The organism is Georgenia subflava (assembly GCF_009193155.1).
Taxonomy (GTDB): domain Bacteria; phylum Actinomycetota; class Actinomycetes; order Actinomycetales; family Actinomycetaceae; genus Georgenia; species Georgenia subflava.
The window spans coordinates 36818-56445 of sequence record NZ_VUKD01000002.1; the positions used below are offsets into that span (position 1 = coordinate 36818).

The 19628-nt window shown below is 73.5% G+C and carries 19 protein-coding genes; 1 reads left to right on the forward strand and 18 read right to left on the reverse strand.

The features are described from left to right. Positions 1 to 93: 93 nt before the first annotated feature. The 15 genes from GD748_RS06695 to GD748_RS06765 all read right to left on the reverse strand — a co-directional run bounded on the left by GD748_RS06695 (position 94) and on the right by GD748_RS06765 (position 14579). Positions 94 to 1182: an alpha/beta hydrolase gene (locus GD748_RS06695; protein ID WP_152194462.1), complete on the reverse strand. Its 1089-nt coding sequence runs from the start codon at positions 1180 to 1182 to the stop codon at positions 94 to 96. A 216-nt stretch (positions 1183 to 1398) separates the two neighbouring features. After that, complete coding sequence (locus GD748_RS06700) at positions 1399 to 2559, reverse strand: acetyl-CoA C-acyltransferase (RefSeq protein WP_226921083.1); 1161 nt, start codon at positions 2557 to 2559, stop codon at positions 1399 to 1401. Positions 2560 to 2639: 80 nt separating this feature from the next. After that, positions 2640 to 3302, reverse strand: a complete 663-nt coding sequence (locus GD748_RS06705) for a CoA transferase subunit B (protein ID WP_193312859.1) — start codon at positions 3300 to 3302, stop codon at positions 2640 to 2642. Further along, positions 3302 to 4114 (reverse strand): CoA transferase subunit A, encoded by an 813-nt coding sequence (locus tag GD748_RS06710; protein ID WP_152194464.1) that lies wholly within the window; start codon positions 4112 to 4114, stop codon positions 3302 to 3304. Before GD748_RS06710 ends, GD748_RS06705 begins: the two co-directional genes overlap by 1 nt. Further along, positions 4111 to 5019, reverse strand: coding sequence for an alpha/beta fold hydrolase (locus GD748_RS06715; protein WP_152194465.1), 909 nt, complete (start codon positions 5017 to 5019; stop codon positions 4111 to 4113). The genes GD748_RS06710 and GD748_RS06715 overlap by 4 nt, the downstream gene beginning before the upstream one ends. After that, positions 5016 to 5771, reverse strand: coding sequence for a 3-hydroxybutyrate dehydrogenase (locus GD748_RS06720; protein WP_152194466.1), 756 nt, complete (start codon positions 5769 to 5771; stop codon positions 5016 to 5018). The genes GD748_RS06715 and GD748_RS06720 overlap by 4 nt, the downstream gene beginning before the upstream one ends. After that, on the reverse strand, positions 5768 to 6403 hold the full coding sequence (locus tag GD748_RS06725; protein ID WP_152194467.1) for a TetR/AcrR family transcriptional regulator: 636 nt from the start codon (positions 6401 to 6403) through the stop codon (positions 5768 to 5770). Before GD748_RS06725 ends, GD748_RS06720 begins: the two co-directional genes overlap by 4 nt. Then, positions 6400 to 7962 (reverse strand): AMP-binding protein, encoded by a 1563-nt coding sequence (locus GD748_RS06730; protein ID WP_226920905.1) that lies wholly within the window; start codon positions 7960 to 7962, stop codon positions 6400 to 6402. The genes GD748_RS06725 and GD748_RS06730 overlap by 4 nt, the downstream gene beginning before the upstream one ends. After that, complete coding sequence (locus tag GD748_RS06735; protein WP_152194468.1) at positions 7959 to 9137, reverse strand: branched-chain amino acid ABC transporter permease; 1179 nt, start codon at positions 9135 to 9137, stop codon at positions 7959 to 7961. Before GD748_RS06735 ends, GD748_RS06730 begins: the two co-directional genes overlap by 4 nt. Further along, entirely contained in the window at positions 9134 to 10012 is an 879-nt protein-coding gene (locus tag GD748_RS06740) for a branched-chain amino acid ABC transporter permease (RefSeq protein ID WP_152194469.1), read from the reverse strand. Before GD748_RS06740 ends, GD748_RS06735 begins: the two co-directional genes overlap by 4 nt. Beyond that, complete coding sequence (locus GD748_RS06745) at positions 10009 to 10737, reverse strand: ABC transporter ATP-binding protein (RefSeq protein ID WP_152194470.1); 729 nt, start codon at positions 10735 to 10737, stop codon at positions 10009 to 10011. The genes GD748_RS06740 and GD748_RS06745 overlap by 4 nt, the downstream gene beginning before the upstream one ends. Beyond that, positions 10734 to 11495, reverse strand: coding sequence for an ABC transporter ATP-binding protein (locus GD748_RS06750; protein ID WP_152194471.1), 762 nt, complete (start codon positions 11493 to 11495; stop codon positions 10734 to 10736). Before GD748_RS06750 ends, GD748_RS06745 begins: the two co-directional genes overlap by 4 nt. A gap of 95 nt (positions 11496 to 11590) precedes the next feature. Next, complete coding sequence (locus GD748_RS06755; protein WP_152194472.1) at positions 11591 to 12832, reverse strand: substrate-binding domain-containing protein; 1242 nt, start codon at positions 12830 to 12832, stop codon at positions 11591 to 11593. Positions 12833 to 13204: 372 nt separating this feature from the next. Beyond that, positions 13205 to 14221, reverse strand: a complete 1017-nt coding sequence (locus GD748_RS06760) for a DMT family transporter (RefSeq protein WP_152195017.1) — start codon at positions 14219 to 14221, stop codon at positions 13205 to 13207. Between the two features lie 175 nt (positions 14222 to 14396). After that, complete coding sequence (locus tag GD748_RS06765; protein ID WP_152194473.1) at positions 14397 to 14579, reverse strand: antitoxin; 183 nt, start codon at positions 14577 to 14579, stop codon at positions 14397 to 14399. A 165-nt stretch (positions 14580 to 14744) separates the two neighbouring features. Between GD748_RS06765 and GD748_RS06770 the strand changes: the two genes are divergently transcribed. Beyond that, the gene (locus GD748_RS06770) at positions 14745 to 16187 is read left to right on the forward strand and encodes an amidase (RefSeq protein ID WP_152194474.1); all 1443 of its coding nucleotides are present in this window, start codon (positions 14745 to 14747) and stop codon (positions 16185 to 16187) included. A gap of 177 nt (positions 16188 to 16364) precedes the next feature. On the opposite strand, the gene GD748_RS19830 is transcribed toward GD748_RS06770, so the two are convergent. The 3 genes from GD748_RS19830 to GD748_RS06785 form a co-directional block, all read right to left on the reverse strand. Continuing rightward, a complete protein-coding gene (locus tag GD748_RS19830) occupies positions 16365 to 16769 on the reverse strand; it encodes an antitoxin (RefSeq protein ID WP_226920907.1) in 405 nt (134 codons plus the stop codon). 136 nt (positions 16770 to 16905) lie between these two features. After that, entirely contained in the window at positions 16906 to 17145 is a 240-nt protein-coding gene (locus GD748_RS06780) for a hypothetical protein (protein WP_152194475.1), read from the reverse strand. Between the two features lie 207 nt (positions 17146 to 17352). Next, complete coding sequence (locus GD748_RS06785; protein ID WP_152194476.1) at positions 17353 to 19488, reverse strand: N-acetylmuramoyl-L-alanine amidase; 2136 nt, start codon at positions 19486 to 19488, stop codon at positions 17353 to 17355. Positions 19489 to 19628 lie beyond the last annotated feature (140 nt).

Consider the following 19628-nt stretch of genomic DNA (forward strand, 5'->3'; position numbering starts at 1 on the left):
CCAGGGAGCGTAGGGCAGCTCTCTGGTGGGTGGGGCGCGGTGCCGCAGTCCTCGCCGGCACCCCGGCGGTGACCGCGGTCCACGGTCCGCGCGCTACGACGCGCCGTCGGGCAGGGACGGCTCTGGAGCACCGGCACGCGCGAGCAGCTCGGTGAGCAGCTCGACGAACCGCACGGGCGCCTCCAGGTGCGGGCTGTGCCCCACGCCCTCGAGGACGACCTCCTCGTAGCGACCGCCGGCGGCCGCGTACCGGTCCAGGACCGTGCGGGTCTGCGTGACCATAGGCTGCGCCGGGTAGACGTCGGCGCCCGGCCAGCCGGGGACTGCGCCGATCGACCCGAGGTGGCCAAGGTCGAGCAGCGAGGTGTCCGAGACGATGGCGTCGACGTCGCCGCGCACCCAGGTCACCGGGCCGACCTGCGGCACGTCGGCGAAGTCGCTGAGGTCGTAGTACCTCGGCGAGAGCGCGTTGTTGATGCCGGTCGTCCCCGGACCGGTCCCCGGCCAGTTCTCGCTCGGCACGGTGCCGCCGGGGTAGTGGACCTCTCCGATGCGGGTGGACAGCACCGAGTCCAGCAGCAGGTCCTCGTCGGCGAGCTCGGTGCCGGGCGCCACGTAGAGCGCCCGGAACACGTTCAGCGGCGAGTGCGGGTGGTCGGTGGTGCGGTCGCCGGCCGCGATGGCGGCGGCGAAGTCCGGGTTGGCCGTGCCGCCGCCGGAGCCGGCGTGGTCGGGCCAGATCGGGGTCCCCTCGGCGTCCCCGGTCCCGCCGAAGCCGAACGGCGACGCCGGCGCCTCGAGCAGCACGGCACCCACCCGCTCCGGGTGGTCGACCGCGAGCTGCATGACCGCCCCCGCCCCGGCCGAGTGCGCCACGAAGGCGGCCCTCTCGATGCCCAGCGCGTCCATGAGCGCCGCGAGGTCGTCGGCGAAGTCACGCATGCCGCGGGTGGCGTCGATCGGCAGCGGCTCGGTGTCGCCGTACCCGCGCAGGTCCGGCGCGATCCCGCGCCAGCCGGCGGGCAGCTCGCCGAGGAGCCGGTGGAAGAACGCCGACGACGAGCAGTTCCCGTGCACCAGGACGACGGTGCCCGCCGGCGACGACGCCCCGCCCGGGTCGGTGTCGCGCACGTGGATGCGTGCCCGCGTCGTCGCGACGTCGTGCTCGGTGACCTGGCCCATGGAAAACCCCTTCGTCTCCCGACGGCGGTGGTCCCGCCGTCGCCCTGCTCGACGGCGGTGGTCCCGCCGTCGCTCTGCCTGCTGGTGGATGTCCCGCCGTCGCTCTGCCCGCCGGCGGCGGCCCGCCCCGCCGTGGCGGCGGTGCCCTCGCATCTCCGCCCCCGCCGGCGGTGCCACGAGGGCCCGCCGGGCGTCCGATCGGCGCCCGGAGGCGCCTCAGCCCTCGAGGAGGAGTGCTTCGCCCTGTCCGCCGCCGCCGCAGAGCCCGACGGCGGCGCGGCCTCCGCCGGCCTGGGCGAGCTGGTGGGCGGCGTGGACGACGAGCCGGGCGCCGGAGGCGCCGATGGGGTGGCCGACGGCGATGCCGCCGCCGTGCGGGTTGACCTTGGCCGGGTCGGCGCCGAGCTCAGCGGTGGAGTGGGCGACGACGGCGCCGAAGGCCTCGTTGATCTCGATGAGGTCGAGGTCGGCCACGTCCCACCCCTGCCGCTGCAGCGCCTGGGCGATGGCCCGGGCGGGCTGGGCGTGCAGGGAGGCGTCGGGGCCGGCGACCTGGCCGGGGGAGCGCAGCGTGGCCAGGACGGTCCACCCCCGCTCGCCGGCGTGGGCACGGGTGGTCAGGACCACGGCGGCGGCGCCGTCGGAGATCTGCGAGGCGTTGCCGGCGGTGATCGACCCCTCCGGGGTGAACGCCGGGCGCAGCCTGCCCAGGGACTCCACGGTGGTCTCGGGGCGGATGCCCTCGTCCCGCTCGGCGACCGTCTCGCCCTTGCGGCCCGGCACGGTGACCGGGACGACCTCGGCGGCGAAGACCCCGTCGTCCCACGCCTTCGCGGCGCGCTGGTGCGACGCGGCGGCGACCTCGTCCTGCTGCTCGCGGGTCAGCGGGTAGGTGGACGCGGTCTTCTTGTCGGTGGCCAGGCCCATGGCCTCGCGGTCGTAGGCGTCGGTCAGGCCGTCGTGGGCCATGTGGTCGACGGCCTCGACGTTGCCGTAGGCCCACCCGGCGCGCGATCCCATGAGCAGGTGCGGGGCGCCCGTCATCGACTCCATCCCGCCGGCGACGACGACGGTCGCCTCGCCGGAGCGGATCAGGCGGGCGGCGTCGATGATGGCGCTCAGCCCGGACAGGCAGACCTTGTTGACCGTGGTGGCGTGCGCGGACCACGGGATCCCGGCGCCGACGGCGGCCTGGCGGGCCGGGGCCTGCCCGGCGCCGGCCTGGAGCACCTGGCCCATGTACACGGCCTCGACCTCGCCGGGGTCGATACCGCCGCGCTCCAGGGCGCCGGCGATCGCCGTAGTGCCGAGCTGGACACCGGTCAGCGGGGCGAGCTGGCCCTTGAGCCGGCCCTGCGGGGTCCGGGCCGCCGCCACGACGACGACGTCGGAGCCGGCCGGGACGCCGGCTCCGGCAGCGGAGTGCGCCGCGCCCGGTGCGGGTGTGGTCTCGGTGCTCACGCGTCCACCTCCACGGCGCTGAGGTGCTCGGAGACGATCAGCTCGGGCTCGGTGCGCTCCTTGACCTCACCGGCCGTCACGCCGGGAGCGAGCTCGATCAGGACCAGGCCCCGGTCGGTGACGTCGATGACCGCGAGGTCGGTGATGATCCGGTCCACCACCCCACGCCCGGTCAGCGGCAGCGAGCAGGCGTCGACGATCTTGGCCGAGCCGTCCTTGGCGTTGTGGTCCATCAGGATGATGACCTTCTTCGCCCCGTGGACCAGGTCCATCCCGCCGCCCGGGCCCTTGACCATCTTCCCCGGGATCATCCAGTTCGCCAGGTCCCCATCCTTCGAGACCTGCATCCCGCCCAGGATCGCGACGTCGATCTTCCCGCCACGGATCATCCCGAAGGACGTCGCCGAGTCGAAGAACGCCGCCCCCGGCAGCGTGGTCACCGTCTCCTTCCCGGCGTTGATCAGATCCGGGTCGACCGCTTCCTCGTACGGGTACGGACCCACCCCGAGGATGCCGTTCTCCGACTGCAGCACCACCTGCATGCCCGCCGGCACATAGTTCGGGACCATCGTCGGCATCCCGATCCCGAGGTTGACATAGGACCCGTCGGACAGCTCCAGGGCCGCCCGCGCGGCCATCTCCTGACGCGTCAGTGCCATCAGCTCATCCCCTCACTACGCACGGTGCGCTTCTCGATCCGCTTCTCGGTCCCGGTCCCGACGTGGACCAGGCGGTGGACGTAGATCCCCGGCAGGTGCACCTCGTCCGGGCCGATCTGACCGGGCTCGACGAGCTCCTCGACCTGCGCGATGCACACCCGCCCGGCCATCGCCGCCAGCGGGTTGAAGTTCCGGGCCGCCTTGTTGAACACCAGGTTCCCGTACCGGTCACCCTTCCACGCGTGCACCAGGGAGAAGTCCGTCGCGATCGCCTCCTCCAGCACGTACTCCCCGCTCTGCCCGCCCAGGGAGAAGGAGCGCACCTCCTTGACCGGCGACGCCTTCGCCACCCCGCCCGCGCCGTCGTAACGCTGCGGCAGACCGCCCTCGGCCACCTGGGTGCCCACCCCGGTCGTGGTGAAGAACGCCGCGATCCCCGACCCGCCGGCCCGCAGCTTCTCCGCCAGCGTGCCCTGCGGGGTCAGCTCGACCTCCAGCTCGCCGGAGAGGAACTGACGCTCGAACCCCTTGTTCTCACCCACGTACGACGCCGTCATCTTCGCCAGCCGGCCCGCACCGAGCAGCAGCCCCAGGCCCCAGTCGTCCACGCCGCAGTTGTTCGACACCACCGACAGGTCCTTGGCGCCCTGCGCCAGCAGCGCCTCGATCAGCGCCATCGGGTTGCCCGAGAGGCCGAAGCCACCCACGGCCAGCGACGCACCGTCCCCGATGTCCGCGACCGCCTCCGCGGCCGAACCCACCACCTTTTCCAGACCGCGGGTGGGTCGCGGCTCCGTCGTCGTGCTGGTCATCGTCGAGCTCCTTCCAGGACGTTCGTGATCTTCTCCGCCACGGCGCCCGCGCCCGCGGTGCTCATGACGATCGTGTAGTGGTTGACGTCCGGCACGTCCGCCGTCGTCAGCGAGGGCAGCCGCTGCGACCAGCGTGCCACGTGCTCCGGCGCGTAGAGCGGGTCGCCGTCCTGCAGGCCGCGTGGTGCCCGCAGGAAGTGGGTGGGTACGGACAGCCCGTCGAGCGCCGGCAGCAGGGACTCGCCGGTGACGAGCTCGCGCTGGTCGCCGGTGACCGCGGGGAGGCGGGACGAGGGGCGCCACACGCCGTCGACGGCCTCGAGGTCGTAGTCGAAGTAGGTGCCGAGCCGCTCGGACCACTGCCCCACGAAGGCGGGGTGCCCGCGCCAGAAGTCCCGGTACGCCTCCGGGTCGGGGAACGTCATCGACAGCCGCTCGGCGGCCGGCCCCAGCACCGCCTGCATCACCACGTCGGGGTCCAGGTCGGTCGGGACGTCCAGCGGCAGACCGCCGTCGACCAGCAGGAGCGCGGACACCAGCTCGGGGTGGCGGTGGGCGAGGACCACGGAGGCGAAGCCGCCCATGGAGTGGCCGACGACGACGACCGGCCCGGCGCTCGTCTGCCGCAAGAGCGCGGCGAGGTCGTCCGCGTGCCGGCCCATGCCGTACGGCCCGGCCAGGGCGTTGCTGCGGCCACGCCCGCGCAGGTCCGGAGCGACCACGCGCACCCCGGGGAGCGCCGGCGGCAGGAAGTTCCACGCCTGGTGGGTGGCGGTGATGCCGTGCACCGCCAGGACCGTGGGGACCGTCGCGTCGTCGGCGACCGCGGCCGGCTCCCAGACGCCCGCGTGCAGCAGGCCGCCGTCGACCGCGACGTCGAGCTGGGAGTAGGTGAGCGTGCTCATCGCGCGTGCCACCCCCCGTCCAGGGTGTAGGAGGAGCCCGTGGCCATGGCGGCGTCGGGGCCGGTCAGCCAGCACACGAGCGAGGCCACCTCGTGCGGCTCCACCATGCGCTTGACCGACTGCTCGGTCAGCAGGACCTTCTCGAGCACCTCGTCCTCGGTGATGCCGTGCACCCTGGCCTGGTCGGCGATCTGCTTCTCGACCAGGGCGGTGCGCACGTACGCGGGGTTGATGCAGTTGCTCGTCACGCCCCTCGCGGCACCCTCCAGCGCCGTGACCTTGCTCAGCCCCTCGAGGGCGTGCTTCGCGGTGACGTAGGCGGACTTGAACGGCGACGCGACCAGGCCGTGCACCGAGGAGATGTTGACGACCCGGCCCCAGCCGCGCGCGTACATGTGCGGCAGCGCGGCGCGCACCAGCAGGAACGGTGCCTCGACCATGATCCGCTGGATGCGGCGGAAGTCCTCCGGGGCGAACTCCTCGATGGGGCTGACCACCTGGATCCCGGCGTTGTTGACGAGGATGTCCGCCTCGAGGCTCAGCTCGTCCAGCGCCCGGGTGTCGTCCAGGTCCACCGCCCAGACCTCGCCGGCCACCTCCTTGGCGACGACGGCGGCCGCCGCCTCGTCCCGGTCGGCGACGACGACGTAGGCGCCCCGGCCGGCGAGGGCCCGGGCGCAGGCGGCGCCGATCCCGGCACCGCCGCCGGTGACCACCGCCCGTCGGCCGTCGAGGGGTCGGTCTTCGCTCATGGTGCTCCTTCGGGGGAGAGGGCGCGCTCGACGAGGCGCATGACGTGGTCGAAGATCTCCGCCGGCAGGCCGTCGGGGGCGGCGCCGTCGGTGCCGGCGCCCGCACCGTCGCGGCCCCAGAGCACCCAGCGCATGCCGACCATCTCGCCGATGCCCATCAGGGCCCAGGCGGCGACCTCGGTGTCGACGTCGGGGGCGACCTGGCCGTTGTCCTGGGCCCCGGTCAGGCCGGCGACGTACCCGCGGGCGATCGTCTCGTAGTGCATGTGCAGCACCTCGGGCGCGACGAACTCGGCCTGGCGCATGATGCGGTAGAGCGCGGGGTTCTCGGCGGTGAACCGGAAGAAGGCGCGGAAGCCGGCCCGTTCGGCGTCGAGCCGCTCGGTCTCGGCGCTGGAGGCCTCGAACATGGCGCGGCGCACCCGCGAGTTCAGGTCCCGCACGACCTCCTCGAAGATCTCCTGCTTCGAGGAGAAGTAGAGGTAGAACGTGCCCTGGCCCACCTCGGCGGCCTCCGTGATCTTCACGATCGAGGCGTCGTGGTAGCCGCGCTCGGCGAAGACCTCGGTGGCGACGGCGAGAATCCTGGCCCGCGTGCGCGTCCCGCGCTCGGTCCTGGGCTGGGTGCTCATGACGACGCCTCCGTCCGCCCGGTGCGCAGCGCGCTGCGCCGGACCTTGTGCAGCGCGGTCCGCGGCAGGTGCTCGACGAAGCTCACCGACCGCGGCGCCTTGAACGTCGCCAGGTGCGCGCGGCAGTGCTCGACCAGCTCGTCGGCGCTGACCGTGGCGTCCGGCGCGCGGACGACGAACGCGTGGCCGACCTCGCCCCAGCGCTGGTCCGGCACGCCGACGACGGCGACGTCGACGACGTCCGGGTGCTTGGCCAGGGCGGCCTCGACCTCCGCGGGCGAGATGTTCTCCCCGCCGCTGATGTACATGTCGGTGAGGCGGTCCACGATCCGGTAGAAGCCGTCGGCGTCTCGCTCGGCGAGGTCGCCGGTGTGCAGCCAGCCGCCCTGGAGGGCGGTCGCGGTCGCCTCCGGGTCGCGGAAGTAGCCGGCGAACACGGCCGGCCCGCGCACCACCAGCTCGCCGCGGGCCGCGCCGTGCAGCAGCGCGCCGGAGGACGGGTCGGTCAGGGCCACCTCGACGTGCGGGTAGGGCTTGCCGACCGACCCGACGTGGTCGACAGCCTCCGCCGACGGCAGGGCCAGGACGTTCGGGGACGCCTCGGTGAGCCCGTACCCCTGGATGATGCGCACGCCGCGCTCGTTCCAGGTGTGCAGCAGCGGCTCGGGCATCGGCGCCCCGCCGACGACGGCGTGGGTCAGGCCGGCGAGGTCCGCCGCCGCGAACCCGGGGTGCTCGGCGAGGCGCTGGTAGGTGGTCGGCACGCCCATCATGGTGGTCACCCGCCGCCGGTCGAGCAGGTGGAGCACCGACCCGGCATCGAAGTCCGGCTCGAGGATCACCGTCGCGCCGGTCCACCACGCCAGCAGCGGCTGGATGTTCCAGCCGCCGACGTGGAACTGGGGCAGGACGGAGAGCACCACGTCCTGGTTGGTCATGCCGGTCGCGAGGGAGAGCGAGAGGTTGGTCCAGAAGCAGTTCTCGTGCGAGAGCAGCACGCCGCGCGGTGCCCGGGCCGTGCCGGAGGTGTAGATCAGCAGCAGCGGGTCGTCGTCGGCGACGCTGCGCGGGGCCGACGCCGGCACGCCGTCGGGCCGGGACGGGCCGGGGACGTGCTGCTCGACGCCGTCGGGCCCGAGGAGCTCCACGGGCGGCGGGACGTCGAGCTGGGCCAGGGCCGCGCGGGCGTCGGCGGCGAGGCCGGCCTGGACGGCAACGAGCGCCGGCCGGGCGTGGCGCAGCTGGTAGGCCAGCTCCTCGGTCGCCAGCCGCCAGGACATCGGGACCAGCACGAGCCCGGCCTTGGCGCACGCGAAGAACAGGACCACGTGGTCGGTGCTGTTGTGCGTCAGCGTCGCGATCCGGTCGCCCGGGGCGTACCCGGCGCGCAGCAGCCGCTCGGCCAGCCCGGTGGCCCGCGCGTCGAGCTCGGCGTAGGTGGTGGTGGCGCCGCGGTGGTCGACGGCCACCTTGTCGGGGGCCAGGCGGGCCCGGTCGCGGGTCCACCGGCCGAGGGTGTGCCAGCCGGGCTCGCCGGGCGGGACGGGCAGGGCACTCACGCCAGCTCCTCCAGGCGACGGCGCTCGGCGGACTCCTCGGCCGTCTCCGCGTGCGAGCCGGCGGACCGGGCGGTCGCCGGGCGCCGGCGACGCAGCCGGTGCGCACCGCCGGCGATGCCGCCGGGCATGAACAGCACCACGAGGATGAACAGCACCCCGACGATGAAGGCCGGCTCGCTCAGCGGCACGTGCAGCAGGGTGGGGAGGGAGTCCACGAGCTCCGAGGACGCGAGGACGCCCAGACGCTGGTCGAGCAGGGTGTAGACGATCGCGCCGACCACCGCGCCCCACCGGGACCCGACGCCGCCGAGGACGACCATGATGAGCACCTGGATGGTGAAGTCCGCGGAGGTGATGGTCGGCACCGCCTGGGACTGCAGCAGCAGGTAGACCATGCCGATCAGCGCGGCGAGGCCGCCGGCGATGACGAACGTGAGCAGCCGGATGAGGTACGGCGGCTGCCCGATGACGCGCACGCGCATCTCGTTCTCGCGGGTCGCCTCGACGACGTGCCCGGCGCGGGAGCGCTGCGTCCACGTGACGACGACGTAGACGAGCACCAACGCTGCCAGCGCCACCCAGAACATGTTCCGGGTGTTGACGACACCGATGAGGGCGTCGGGCACGAGGGTGGTGGTCAGGCCGACGCCCTCCTCGCCACCGGTCGCGCCGCCGGGGTCGCGTCGGACCATGACGTTGCCGGCCTGGGCGAAGGCGAGGGTCACCATGGCGAAGGAGACGCCGGAGACCCGCAGGGAGACGGCCCCGACCAGCGTGGACAGGACGATCGCCGCGACGAGGGAGATCGCGGCGGCGACCAGCAGCGGCAGCCCGGTGCGCTCGAGCAGGATGGCCAGTCCGTACGCCCCGGCGGCGAAGTACAGGGCGTGGCCGAAGCTGAGCATGCCCGCCACGCCGTAGAGCAGGTGGTAGCTCAGCGCGAGAGCGGCGAAGATCATGCACAGCGCCATCAGGTGCAGGCTGCCCGGCGTGTAGGTCGGTCCCGGGAGGATGCCCGGCAGCGGGATGTTCAGCAGCGGCAGGCACGCGGCGACGACGACGGCGACGACGCCGACGAGCCAGCCGGGTACGGCCCGCCGCCGCGGGGCGGAACGGGGCGCGGGCGCCGGCGCGGCGGTCTCGACGGGGGTCTGGGTGGAGGTGGGGGTGCTCATGCTGCTTTCGCTCCCATCAGTCCGGTCGGTCGCAGGAGCAGGACGACGGCGAGGGCGAGGACGGCGATGAGGTCGCCGTAGCCCCACAGGTAGTAGTTGGCGAGCTGCTGCGGGATCGCCACGAGCATCGCCGCGACGGCCGCGCCGCCGATCGAGCCCAGGCCGCCGATGACGGTGACGATGAAGGCGAAGATCAGCAGGGTCTGGCCGAGGTGTGCGGAGACGTAGTTGTAGTACTGCGAGGCCAGTACGCCGCCGAGCCCGGCGGCGGCGCCGCCGATGGAGAAGACCAGGGTGAAGGACCTGCGCACGTCGATGCCCAGCGCGGTGACCATCGACCGGTTCTCGACGCCGGCCCGGATGATCAGGCCGTACCGGGTGTGCCTGAGGAAGAGGACCAGGCCGCCGAGGAGGGCGGCGGCGACCGCGATGGCGAGGAAGTTGCTGTTGGGGATGCGCGCCCCGAGGATCTCGGTGGTCCCGGCCATCCACGCCGGGCCGGAGATGATGATGGCGTCCGTGCCCCAGAATCCCTCGAAGAGCGCGATGCCGACGAGGCCGAGCCCGACCGTGACCAGCACCTGCTCGATGTGCCGGTTGTACAGCGGCCGGATGAGCAGGAGCTCGGTCAGGGCGGCGACGAGGGCACCGGCGAGGGCGCCGACGAGCATGGCGGCGAGGAACCCGGTCCAGGTGCTCGGGCCGAGCCGAAGGGCGACCTCCCAGCCGACGAAGGCGCCGAGCGAGAGGAAGACGCCGTGGGCGAAGTTCAGCACGCCCATGAGGCCGTAGATGAGCGACAGGCCGGAGGCGACGAGGAAGTACAGCGCCCCCAGCCCCAGGCCGGTGACGAGCAGCAGGAAGACGGTGCTCACTGGGTTCCCCCCGGTGCGGTGGTGGCGGTGTCGGCGTGCACGCCGAGGAGGCGGTGGACGGCTTCGTCGTCGTCGAGCAGGGTGCGGGCGTCACCGGTGTGCACGACAGTGCCGGCGTCGATGACGACGACGTCCCCGGCGAGCCGTTCGATCACGGGCAGGTTCTGCTCCACGAGCAGGATCGGCACCGTGCGCGCCGCCTCCTCGAGCGCCTCGGCGACCTCGGTGACGATCTTCGGCGCCAGCCCCTTGGTGGGCTCGTCCACGAGCAGCAGCCGGTTGGTGTTGAGCAGGGCACGGGCCAGCGACAGCATCTGCTGCTGACCGCCCGAGAGCGTGCCGGCCTTCTGCCCCGAGCGGCGGACGAGGTCGGGGAAGAGCTGGTCGACGAGCTCGCGACGCGGCGTGGCGTCACGGGCGGCCAGCCGGAGGTTCTCCGCCACGGTGAGGCCGGCGAAGACCTCGCGGTCCTCCGGGACGTAGCCGATGCCGCGGCGGACGATCTTGTGGGTGTCCTCGCGGTCGATGCGCTCGCCGGCGAACTCGACGCGGCCGGACCGGCCGATCAGACCCATGATCGCCTTCATCGTGGAGGTCTTGCCCACGCCGTTGCGGCCGAGGACGGCGGTGACGCCGGTCGCCGGGACGGAGAAGGTGACGTCCTCGACGACGAGCTGGCCGTCGATGGTGGCGGAGAGGTGCTCGACCTCCAGGATGGCGCTCATGCGGCGGCTCCCAGGTAGGCGCTCTGCACGAGCGGGTCGGCCATGATCTTCTGCGGCTCGTCCAGGGCCAGGATCGTGCCCTGGTGCAGGACGGCGACGCGGTCGACCAGGTCCATGACGACGTCGATGTGGTGCTCGACCATGAGCACGGTGCAGCCGTGGTTGCGGTGCATGCCGCGGATGACCTCGGACAGGCCCGGCACGTCGGCGCGGGCGACGCCGGCCATCGGCTCGTCGAGGAGGATCACGGACGGGTCCATCGCCAGGAGGACCGCGATCTCGAGCTTGCGCTTGTCGCCGTGGCTGAGCCCGCCGGCGGTGGCGTCGGCCAGGGGGACGAGCCCGACCTCGTCGAGGTGCGCCAGGGCGATGCGGGTGGCGTCGTCGCTCCGGCGCGGGAAGCGCAGCACGGAGAGGTTGCCGCCCAGGCGGCGTTGCGCGGACAGTCGCACGTTCTCGAGCACGCTCAGGCCCGGGAAGAGGTTGGAGGTCTGGAAGGTGCGGCCGAGGCCGGCACGGGCGCGTCGGTGGATCGGCTCGTGCGTGATGTCCTTGCCGTCGAGGAGGATGCGGCCGGCGGTGGGGGCGTGGATCCCGGAGACCATGTTGAACAGGGTCGTCTTGCCGGCCCCGTTGGGACCGATGACGCCGATGATCTCGCCGGCCGGGACCTCCAGGTCGACGTCGGTGAGGATCTTCGCGCCGCCGACGGCGAAGCTGAGCTTCTCGACGGTCAGCGCGGCAGAGCTGGGAGACATGGTGGCCTTCCGGTGGGGCGTGCGACAGGCCCCGGCCCGGGCGGACCCGGTGGGCGCCCGGGCCAGGGCCTGTCGCGGTGGTCGAGCGGACGGGGTCAGCCGGCCTCGGGCGGGGCGACGTCCTCGCCGGCGACCTCGCCGACGAGCTCGGGCACCCAGCCGCCGGAGCCGTCGGAGACGAGCTTGGCCTGGTACATCGGCTGGATGAGCGCGTGGTCGGACTCGCGGATGGTGTAGCTGCCCTTGGGGCCGTCGAAGGACCAGCCCTCGAGCGCGGCGATCATCGCGTCGACGTCGTCGGCGCCGCCGGCCTCCTCGATCGCGTGCACGATCATCTGGGCGGCGGTGAAGCCGTCCGGGGTGAAGAGGTCCGGCGTGCCGCCGTTGGCCTCGACGTGCTCGATCATCGCGGCGTTGATCTCGTTGTCCGCGGCGCCCGGGAAGTAGTGGTTGAGGAAGTCGATCTTGTCCGACGCCGCGCCGTAGGCGTTGTACGTCGAGGTGTCGCCGAGGCCGGTGACGACCGTGATGTCGTCCAGGACGCCCTGCTGGTCGAGCGCCTGCCACATGGCGCCGGAGGTGGCGCCGGCCCAGGCCACGAAGACCATCTCGGGTGCGGCGTCGAGGACCTGCGCGGCGAAGGGGGTGAACTCGGTGACGTCCTCGGGGACCATGACGGACGTGACCTCGGCGCCGGCCGCGCCGAGCAGGCCGTCGACGGCGGCGAGGTTGCCCTGGCCGAAGGCGTTGTCCTGCGCGAAGACGAGGACCTGCTGGCCCTCGACGTCGATGAACGAGCCGGCGGTGGCGACGTCCTGCATCGACTGGCGCCCGGAGCGGAACGTGTAGTCGTTGATGCCGGTCACGGCGTCGGCGGCCGCCGGGCCGGAGACGTAGAGGACCTTGTTCTGCTCGGCCTGCTCGGCCAGCGAGAGCGCGATGCCCGAGGACGCCGTGCCGGTGAGGATGGTGTAGCCCTGGCCGATGACGTCGCGGGCCTGGGCGACGGCGCGGTCGGTGTCGCCGCCGTCGTCGATGAACTCGACGACGATCTCGCTGCCGTTGACCTCGCCGGTGCCGTCGGTGGCGTGGTCGAGGCCGGCCTCGAAGCCGTCGATGAAGGTCTCGCCGTAGGCCGCGAGCGGCCCGGTGGTGGAGGTGATGAGGGCGACGTCGATCGGGTCGCCCGCCGGCTCCTCCGCCCCCTCGGTGGTCGAGCCCTCGCTGGACTCGGACGTGGTGTCCTCCCCGCCGCCCGTCGAGGGAGCGCACGCGGCGACGGCCATCATGGTCGCGACGCCGAAGGTCAGGGCGAGGGACTTCTTCGTGACTCGCATGAGACCGCCTTTCTTGGTTGAACCTCTCAACCTGAGAGGTGATTCAGGTAGTGGAATCATGTGGCGCACGCCACGCCCTGTCAAGCGGTTCCCCCCGGTTGTGGTCGCCTGGGAGGGCCAGAGGGTCCCCGCCGTGCGGCGTGGCTGGGTGCGTCGGGGTGGCCAGAAGTCCCGACAGACGCGGGCATGCCTGGGCGCCTCGGGACGGCAAGGCGTCTCGCCACACGCGGACGGGCCAGGGTGCCTCGGAGCGGCCAGGCGCACCGCCACGTGCCGGGCACTCCTGGGAGCGTCGACACGATCAGAAGTCCGGCGTGCGCACGTGGGTGTTGCTCGGTGTGCGCCCGGGGCGGCGCGCCGGCCGGCGCCGTTTCAGGCGCCGGGTGTGGTGCGGTGGAGCTCGGCGGCCGGTTCGGCACCGGCACCGACCGGGGCCGGTGCCGGTGCCGCGCCGGGTGCCCCGGGCCGGAGGTGGGCGGAGCTCGCCGGCGCGAGGGCCAGGACGACGAGCGCGGCGGTGATGACGGCCAGGCCGGTCCAGCCGACGGCGCTCAGCCGTTCGCCCACCACGGCGACCGCGAGCAGCGCGGCGACGGCCGGCTCGGCGAGGGTGAGGGTGGTCGCTGTGCTCGGACGCACCCGGGCGAGCCCGACGCCGAACAGCAGGTACCCGCCGAACATCGGCACCAGGGCCATGTACGCAGCCACGGCGAACGACTGGCCCGTGGCGAGCAGGGGTGCGCCGGTGAGCAGCAGGACCGGCATGAGCATGGCCCCGCCGGCCCCGAAGACGGCACCCATCGACGCAGCCCGGCCCACCCCGTGCTGCATGAGCTGGTGCACCACCCAGGAGTACAGCGCGTACGTCGCGCCGGCCACGAGGCCGAGACCCACCCCGGCCACGGTTGCCGTGACGGACGCCGCCGCGTCGCCGGCACGGGACAGGCACAGCATCGCGGCGCCGAGCACGCCGAGGGTCGCCGCCAGCATCCACCACCCGCTGAGGGGCTTGCGCTCCAGCGCGCGTTCGAGGAGGCCCGAGGCGAGCGGCGCCGAGGCGAGCGAGACGACGGTGCCGACGGCGACCCCGGCCAGGTGCATCGAGCTGTAGAACGCCAGCGGGTAGAGCGCCACCGCCGACGCCCCGACCGCCACCAGACCCGCACGGGCGCGCAGCTCCCGACGGGCACGGCGCAGGGCGGGCACGGCGATCAGCGCCTGCAGCAGCCCGCCCACCCCGAGGGCCGCAGCGCCGATCGCCAGCGGGCCGGCGCCGGGGGCGAACGTCGCGGCGGTGCCGGTCGTGCCCCACAGGACCGCGGCCGCCAGGACGGCGGCGATGCCGCCGGGGGTGCCTCTCACCTGACGGCCTCCAGGGGAACTGAGCATGCCCGAGGCGGTCGACCCGCCCTTCATCAGACCGATCAATCTACCCACCGTGACGGCTCGCGCGGAGGCGGCTCGACACGCGAGTGCGACGAAGGCGGCGGCTCGACACGCTGGCGCGACGAAGGCGGCCACCCCGCGGGGACGGCCGCCTTCGCGGACCTGCCGGCCGGCCGGGCTACTCGTCGCCGATCTTCTTGTCGGCGGCGCCGGTGCCCTTGTCCAGGTGCTCGTCGTACTTGCCGCCGGTCTTGTCGCTGGCGAAGTCCGAGCCCTTCTCCAGGGCGTCGTCGCTCATCTGCTCGCCCTTGTCGCTGTTCGCGAAGTCCTTGGCCTTGTCTCCGAGGTCTCCGATACCCATGGTCGTCTCCTCCGATCGACGCGCCGCCAGATGCGGCACTGCCAGATCGAGTCTCGCGGCGCCCCGGCGGCCCGGCAACCGGAGCGGACCGTCCGGACCGACGGCTCGCCGACGTTCGCGACCGCACCGGTGCGCCGCCTCCGCAGGTGCCGTTACGGTCGGTCCATGCCGGAGATCCACGAGCTCAGCGCCCTCGACCTTGCCGCCGCCGTCCGGGCCGGTGAGGTCGGTCCCGTCGAGATCGCCGAGCACACCCTCGAGCGCGCCCATCGCCTCGGTCCCGAGGTGGGTGCCTTCGTGCACGTCGCCGACGAGCGGGCCCGCAGCCAGGCACGTGAGGCGGCGGAGCAGCTCAACGCCGTCGGCTCCGCGACCGCCGACCTCCCGCCGTTCCTGGGGGTGCCCGTGCCGGTCAAGGACCTCACCATGGTGGCCGGGCTGCCCTTCGAGTGCGGCAGCGCCGCAATGCACGGGTACGTCGCCCCCGTCGACGACGGCGTGACCACCTTGCTGCGCGCCGCCGGCACGCTCATGGTGGGCAAGACGACGACGCCGGAGCTCGGGCTGCCGCCGTACACGGAGCCCGACGTCGCCCCGCCGGCACGCAGCCCGTGGGACCTGTCCCGCACGGCCGGGGGCTCGAGCGGCGGGGCCGCTGCCGCCGTCGCCGCCGGGATCGTCCCCGCGGCGCACGGGAACGACGGCGGCGGGTCCATCCGGATCCCCGCCGCCGCCTGCGGTCTGGTGGGCCTGAAGCCCTCGCGCGGACGCGTCTCCAAGGGACCGCACGGGGTGGACGGTGCCGGGCTGACGGTGGACGGCGTGCTCACCCGCACGGTGCGGGACACCGCCGCGTTCCTCGACGTGCTGTCCCAGCCGTGGCCCGGCGACTCCTACCTCCTGCCCGGCCCCCGCACCACCTACCTCGAGAGCTGCGACCGCGGCCCCGGACGGCTCCGGGTCGGGGTGCTCACGGAGCCGATCGCGGCCGCGGACGCACCGGTCCACCCCGAGGCGCTCGCCGCCGTCGCCCGGGCGGCGCGCCTGCTCGAGGAGCTCGGGCACGACGTCGCGGCCGCCCCGGTGCCGTACGCCGCGCAGGAGTGGGACGCCTTCATGCCCGTGTGGTCCGTCGGACCGCTCCAGGCACCGCTCCCGCCGGAGGCGGAGCAGCAGCTCGTGCCGCTGACACGGTGGATGCGCGAGGTCGGCCGGAGCTACTCCGGCGTGCAGTACGCCGACGCCGTCGCAGCCCTGCAGCACATCACCCGGAAGGTCGCGCTCGCCTTCTCGCGCTTCGACGTCGTCCTCACGCCGACGCTGGCGCAGCCGCCGGTGCCGATCGGGAGCATGCGCGACGACACCGACCCCGCCGCCGACTTCGCGGCGCAGAAGGCGTTCACGCCGTGGACCTCCACCTGGAACATCACCGGTTCGCCGGCCATCTCCGTCCCGCTGCACCGAGCGACCGTCGACGAGGTCGAGCTGCCGTTCGGCGTCATGCTCGGCGGGGTGCGGCCGGGGCAGGAGGAGACGCTCCTGGCCCTCGCGGCGCAGCTGGAGGCAGCCGACCCGTGGCCGCTGTTCGCGCCGGGCCTGCCCGGCTGAGCGCAAGCGGACCTGAGCTCGCTCGGCGGGTGAGTGGGCCGAGTGACACGTTCTGCACGGTGCTGGTGCTGGTGGGGCGACCGGTTCGTGTCGCTCGGCGGGTGAGGGTGTCGAGTGACACGTTCTGCACGGTGCTGGTGCTGGTGGGGCGACCGGTCCGTGTCGCTCGGCGTTCGCTCAGCGTTCGCCGACGGGGCCCGGGGTCGTCGGTGGCGTCGTCGGCGGGGCGGTCGGCGGCGTCGTCGGGTCCGTCGGTGCGCCAGGCGTCTGCGGCCCGGGCGGCTGGTCCGGGGCCGTCGGGTTGCGCTCGGGCTCGGGCTCGGGGGTGGAGGGGTCCGGCGTCGACGGAGGTTCGGTCTCGGCGCCGGGCCGCTGATCGGTGCCGATCCGGGCGTCGGCCGCATCGCGAGCACCGGAGACCTTGTCGGCGTACCTGCCGCCCGTGACGCGGTCCGCGGCGTCGGCCGCGCGGTCCAGCACGGAGTCGCTCACCCCCTCGGCCTTCTCCGAGCGGAGGGCGTCCTGAACCTTCTCGTTCTGCCAGGCGTCCTTGGCCTTGCGTGCCAGGTCGTCCAGTCCCATGCTCGTTCCTCTCTCCGGCGGGGCCGTGGCTGTGCTCGGCGTTGTGGTGCCGTGGAGCCGTAGCTGTGCCGCTGTGCCGTGGTGTCGCGCAGTGTCGCGGGTGCCGGACGTCGGGCCAGGACGGCAGCGACGGACGTCAGGTGTTGCGCGGGATCGATCCGGACGCCGGGCCGGGGCTGGTCGGCTCCTCCGGCGACGCGGCCGAGCGCACGGCCTCCGTGGGGTCGTCCCCGGGGATGGATCCCGGCGGCGGCCCGGGGCTGCGGGGCTCGTCCGGCGACTCCGCCGAGATCGGCGAGGTGTCTGCCCGGTGGGCGTGCGCCGGGTTGCCCGGGCTCCTCGGCTCGTCCGGGTCGGTGCTGTCGAGCGTGCTCACATCGAACTCCCTCGGTCGGTGGCGTGCTGCATGGCTCGATCCTCGCCCCCGCAGGCGTGCGGCGCACGCGGAACGTCACCGATCCGGCGCGTCCCCGAACGTCACCCGATCCGGCGCGTCCCCGAACGTCACCCGATCCGGCGCGCCCCCGAACGTCGTCCGATCCGGCGCGCCCGAACGTCGTCCGATCCGGCGCGTCCCCGAACGTCACCCGATCCGACGCACCCCGAACGTGTCCTCGCCGTCGCCGTCCCAGTCGCCCACGAGCGGGGAGTCCGTCGGTCGCCCGTACACCAGGGTCTTGTCCGCCACCCCGGAGGCCATGGAGTTCTTCACCAAGTACTGGGCGCCGCGCCGCACCGCGAAGGTGTCCGTGCCGTCGCCGTCCCAGTCGCCCGAGAGCACCGCGTCGGCCGGCCGGCCGTAGGCGACGACCGTGTCGGCCACGCCGGTGCTGATCGAGTTCTTCACGTAGTAGAACTGGCCGCGCCGCACGGTCAGCGTGTCACGGCCGTCGCCGTCCCAGTCGCCGACCAGCACCTCGTCGCCGGGCCTGCCGTAGAAGATCACCTGGTCGGCCTTGCCCGAGGTCACCGAGTTCTTGATGTGGTACTCCCGGCCTCGGCGCACCGCCAGGGTGTCCACCCCGTCGCCGTCCCAGTCGCCGACCAGGACGACGTCGCCGGGCTTGCCGTACGCGAAGACCGTGTCCGCGTTGCCGACCCTGTTCGCGTTGCGCACGAAGAACACCTGGGCGTCGCGGGCGGCGATCGTGTCCACCCCGTCACCGTCCCAGTCCCCGACGAACGGGGAGGTCTTGGTGTGGCCGTACTGGAAGACGACGTCGGCCTGGGTCGTGTACGCGTTGTTCAGGTAGAACGTCGCCAGCGGCAGCGCGGGCGACGTCGGTGCAGGGGGCGACGGCCGCACGGCGGGCGGCGTCGTCGGCCCGCCGGCTGCCACTTTCCCGGCGACCTTGGTGGTCATCGTCGGCAGGTAGTCCAGGATGTCCAGACCCGGGCAGGCGGTCGACGAGACCGCCCCGTGGCCGAAGATGCGCGGCAGGGCGTAGCCGGACCGGGCGTAGGTGCCGCCGGTGGAGGTCATGCCCGACCTCGTGGTCGCATCGATCCCGGCGAGCGAGAACCGCCAGGCGATCACGTCGGTCATCGCGTCCAGGCCCACCTGGGGAGCGTCGACCTTGGTGTAGTCGCCCAGCAGGGACACGCCGACGGTGCCGGTGTTGGCGGGCGCGGCGTGGGCGCCGACGACCATCTGGGACGCCGACGCCGTCAGGGAGCCCTTGCGCCCCTCGAAGACCTGCCCGTACTTGTCGACGAGGAAGTTGTAGCCGATGTCGCCCCACCCTCGGGTGACGGCGTGGAAGTAGTAGATGCCCCGCACGATCCCGGCGGACTGGGCCTTGGTGTAGCTGTTCGACCCAGCGGTGTGGTGGACGACCGCCGCCTTCAGCGGCGCCTCCCAGGGCTTCCACCGCATCTTCGTCTCGTCCGCGCGCCAGGCGGACCGCGAGATGATCGACGGCCGGCCGGCCGGCCCGACGACGGTGGGGACGGCCACGGGCGCGGTCGCGGTCGTCGCGGGGGAGAAGGCGACGGGGTTGCCCAGCGTGGCGGCGTCGACGGCGGGTGCGGCGATCTCCTCGGCCGGTGCGACCGCGGGGGGCGGGGCGGCGGTGGTGGTCACCTCGGTGGCGGTGGCGGCGTTGGACGGGATCAGCTCGAGGCGCAGGTTCGTGGGCAGATCGGTCACGGCACCGGTGATCTGGACCTGCACCGCGCTGCCGGCACCGGTGATGAACGGCTCGGACCCCGCCGTCGTCTCCACGCCGTCGCCCCTGGCGTCGTCGACCTCGAGCGGGGCCCAGTCCGTCCAGGCTCCGGCGTCCTGGACCCGCAGGTACATCTGGGCATCGGCCGCCAGGGCGTCGTCCACGTCCCAGGTCAGGGCGGCCACGGTGAAGTCGTCGGTGGCCATCGGTGGGGTGAGGACCGCGACGTCGTCGACGGTGATGGTGGAGGTGCTGAACATGCGCATCGTGGGCGTGCCCCCCGCGCCGCCGACGCCGGTCGGCTCGACCACCGTGCGGGCGGGGGCGTCCGCGTAATCGTCCAGGCCGTCGACCGCGACGTCGGTGCGGGTGCCGTCGGCGCCGGTCAGCGCGAAGACGGTGACCTCGGCCGGTGCGGGCAGGGGGTCGACGATGACCTCGGCCGGTGCGGGCAGGGGATCGCCGGCGGTGGCTGCCGCGGCGGGCGCGGCCGTCGCGGCCGCGAGCACGGTCAGGACGGTCAGGCTGATGGTCGCGCGAAGAGCACGCATAGGTCGTTCCCCCGAGAGGTGCAGCGTTGGTCGGGGTCAGACGTCCCGCCCGTCCTGTCCTATCGGCCGTGTGACAGATGAGGTTAGTGAGACTGGCGGTGCTGAATTCTGGATCGGTCGGGTGCCCGCGCCCCCAGGGC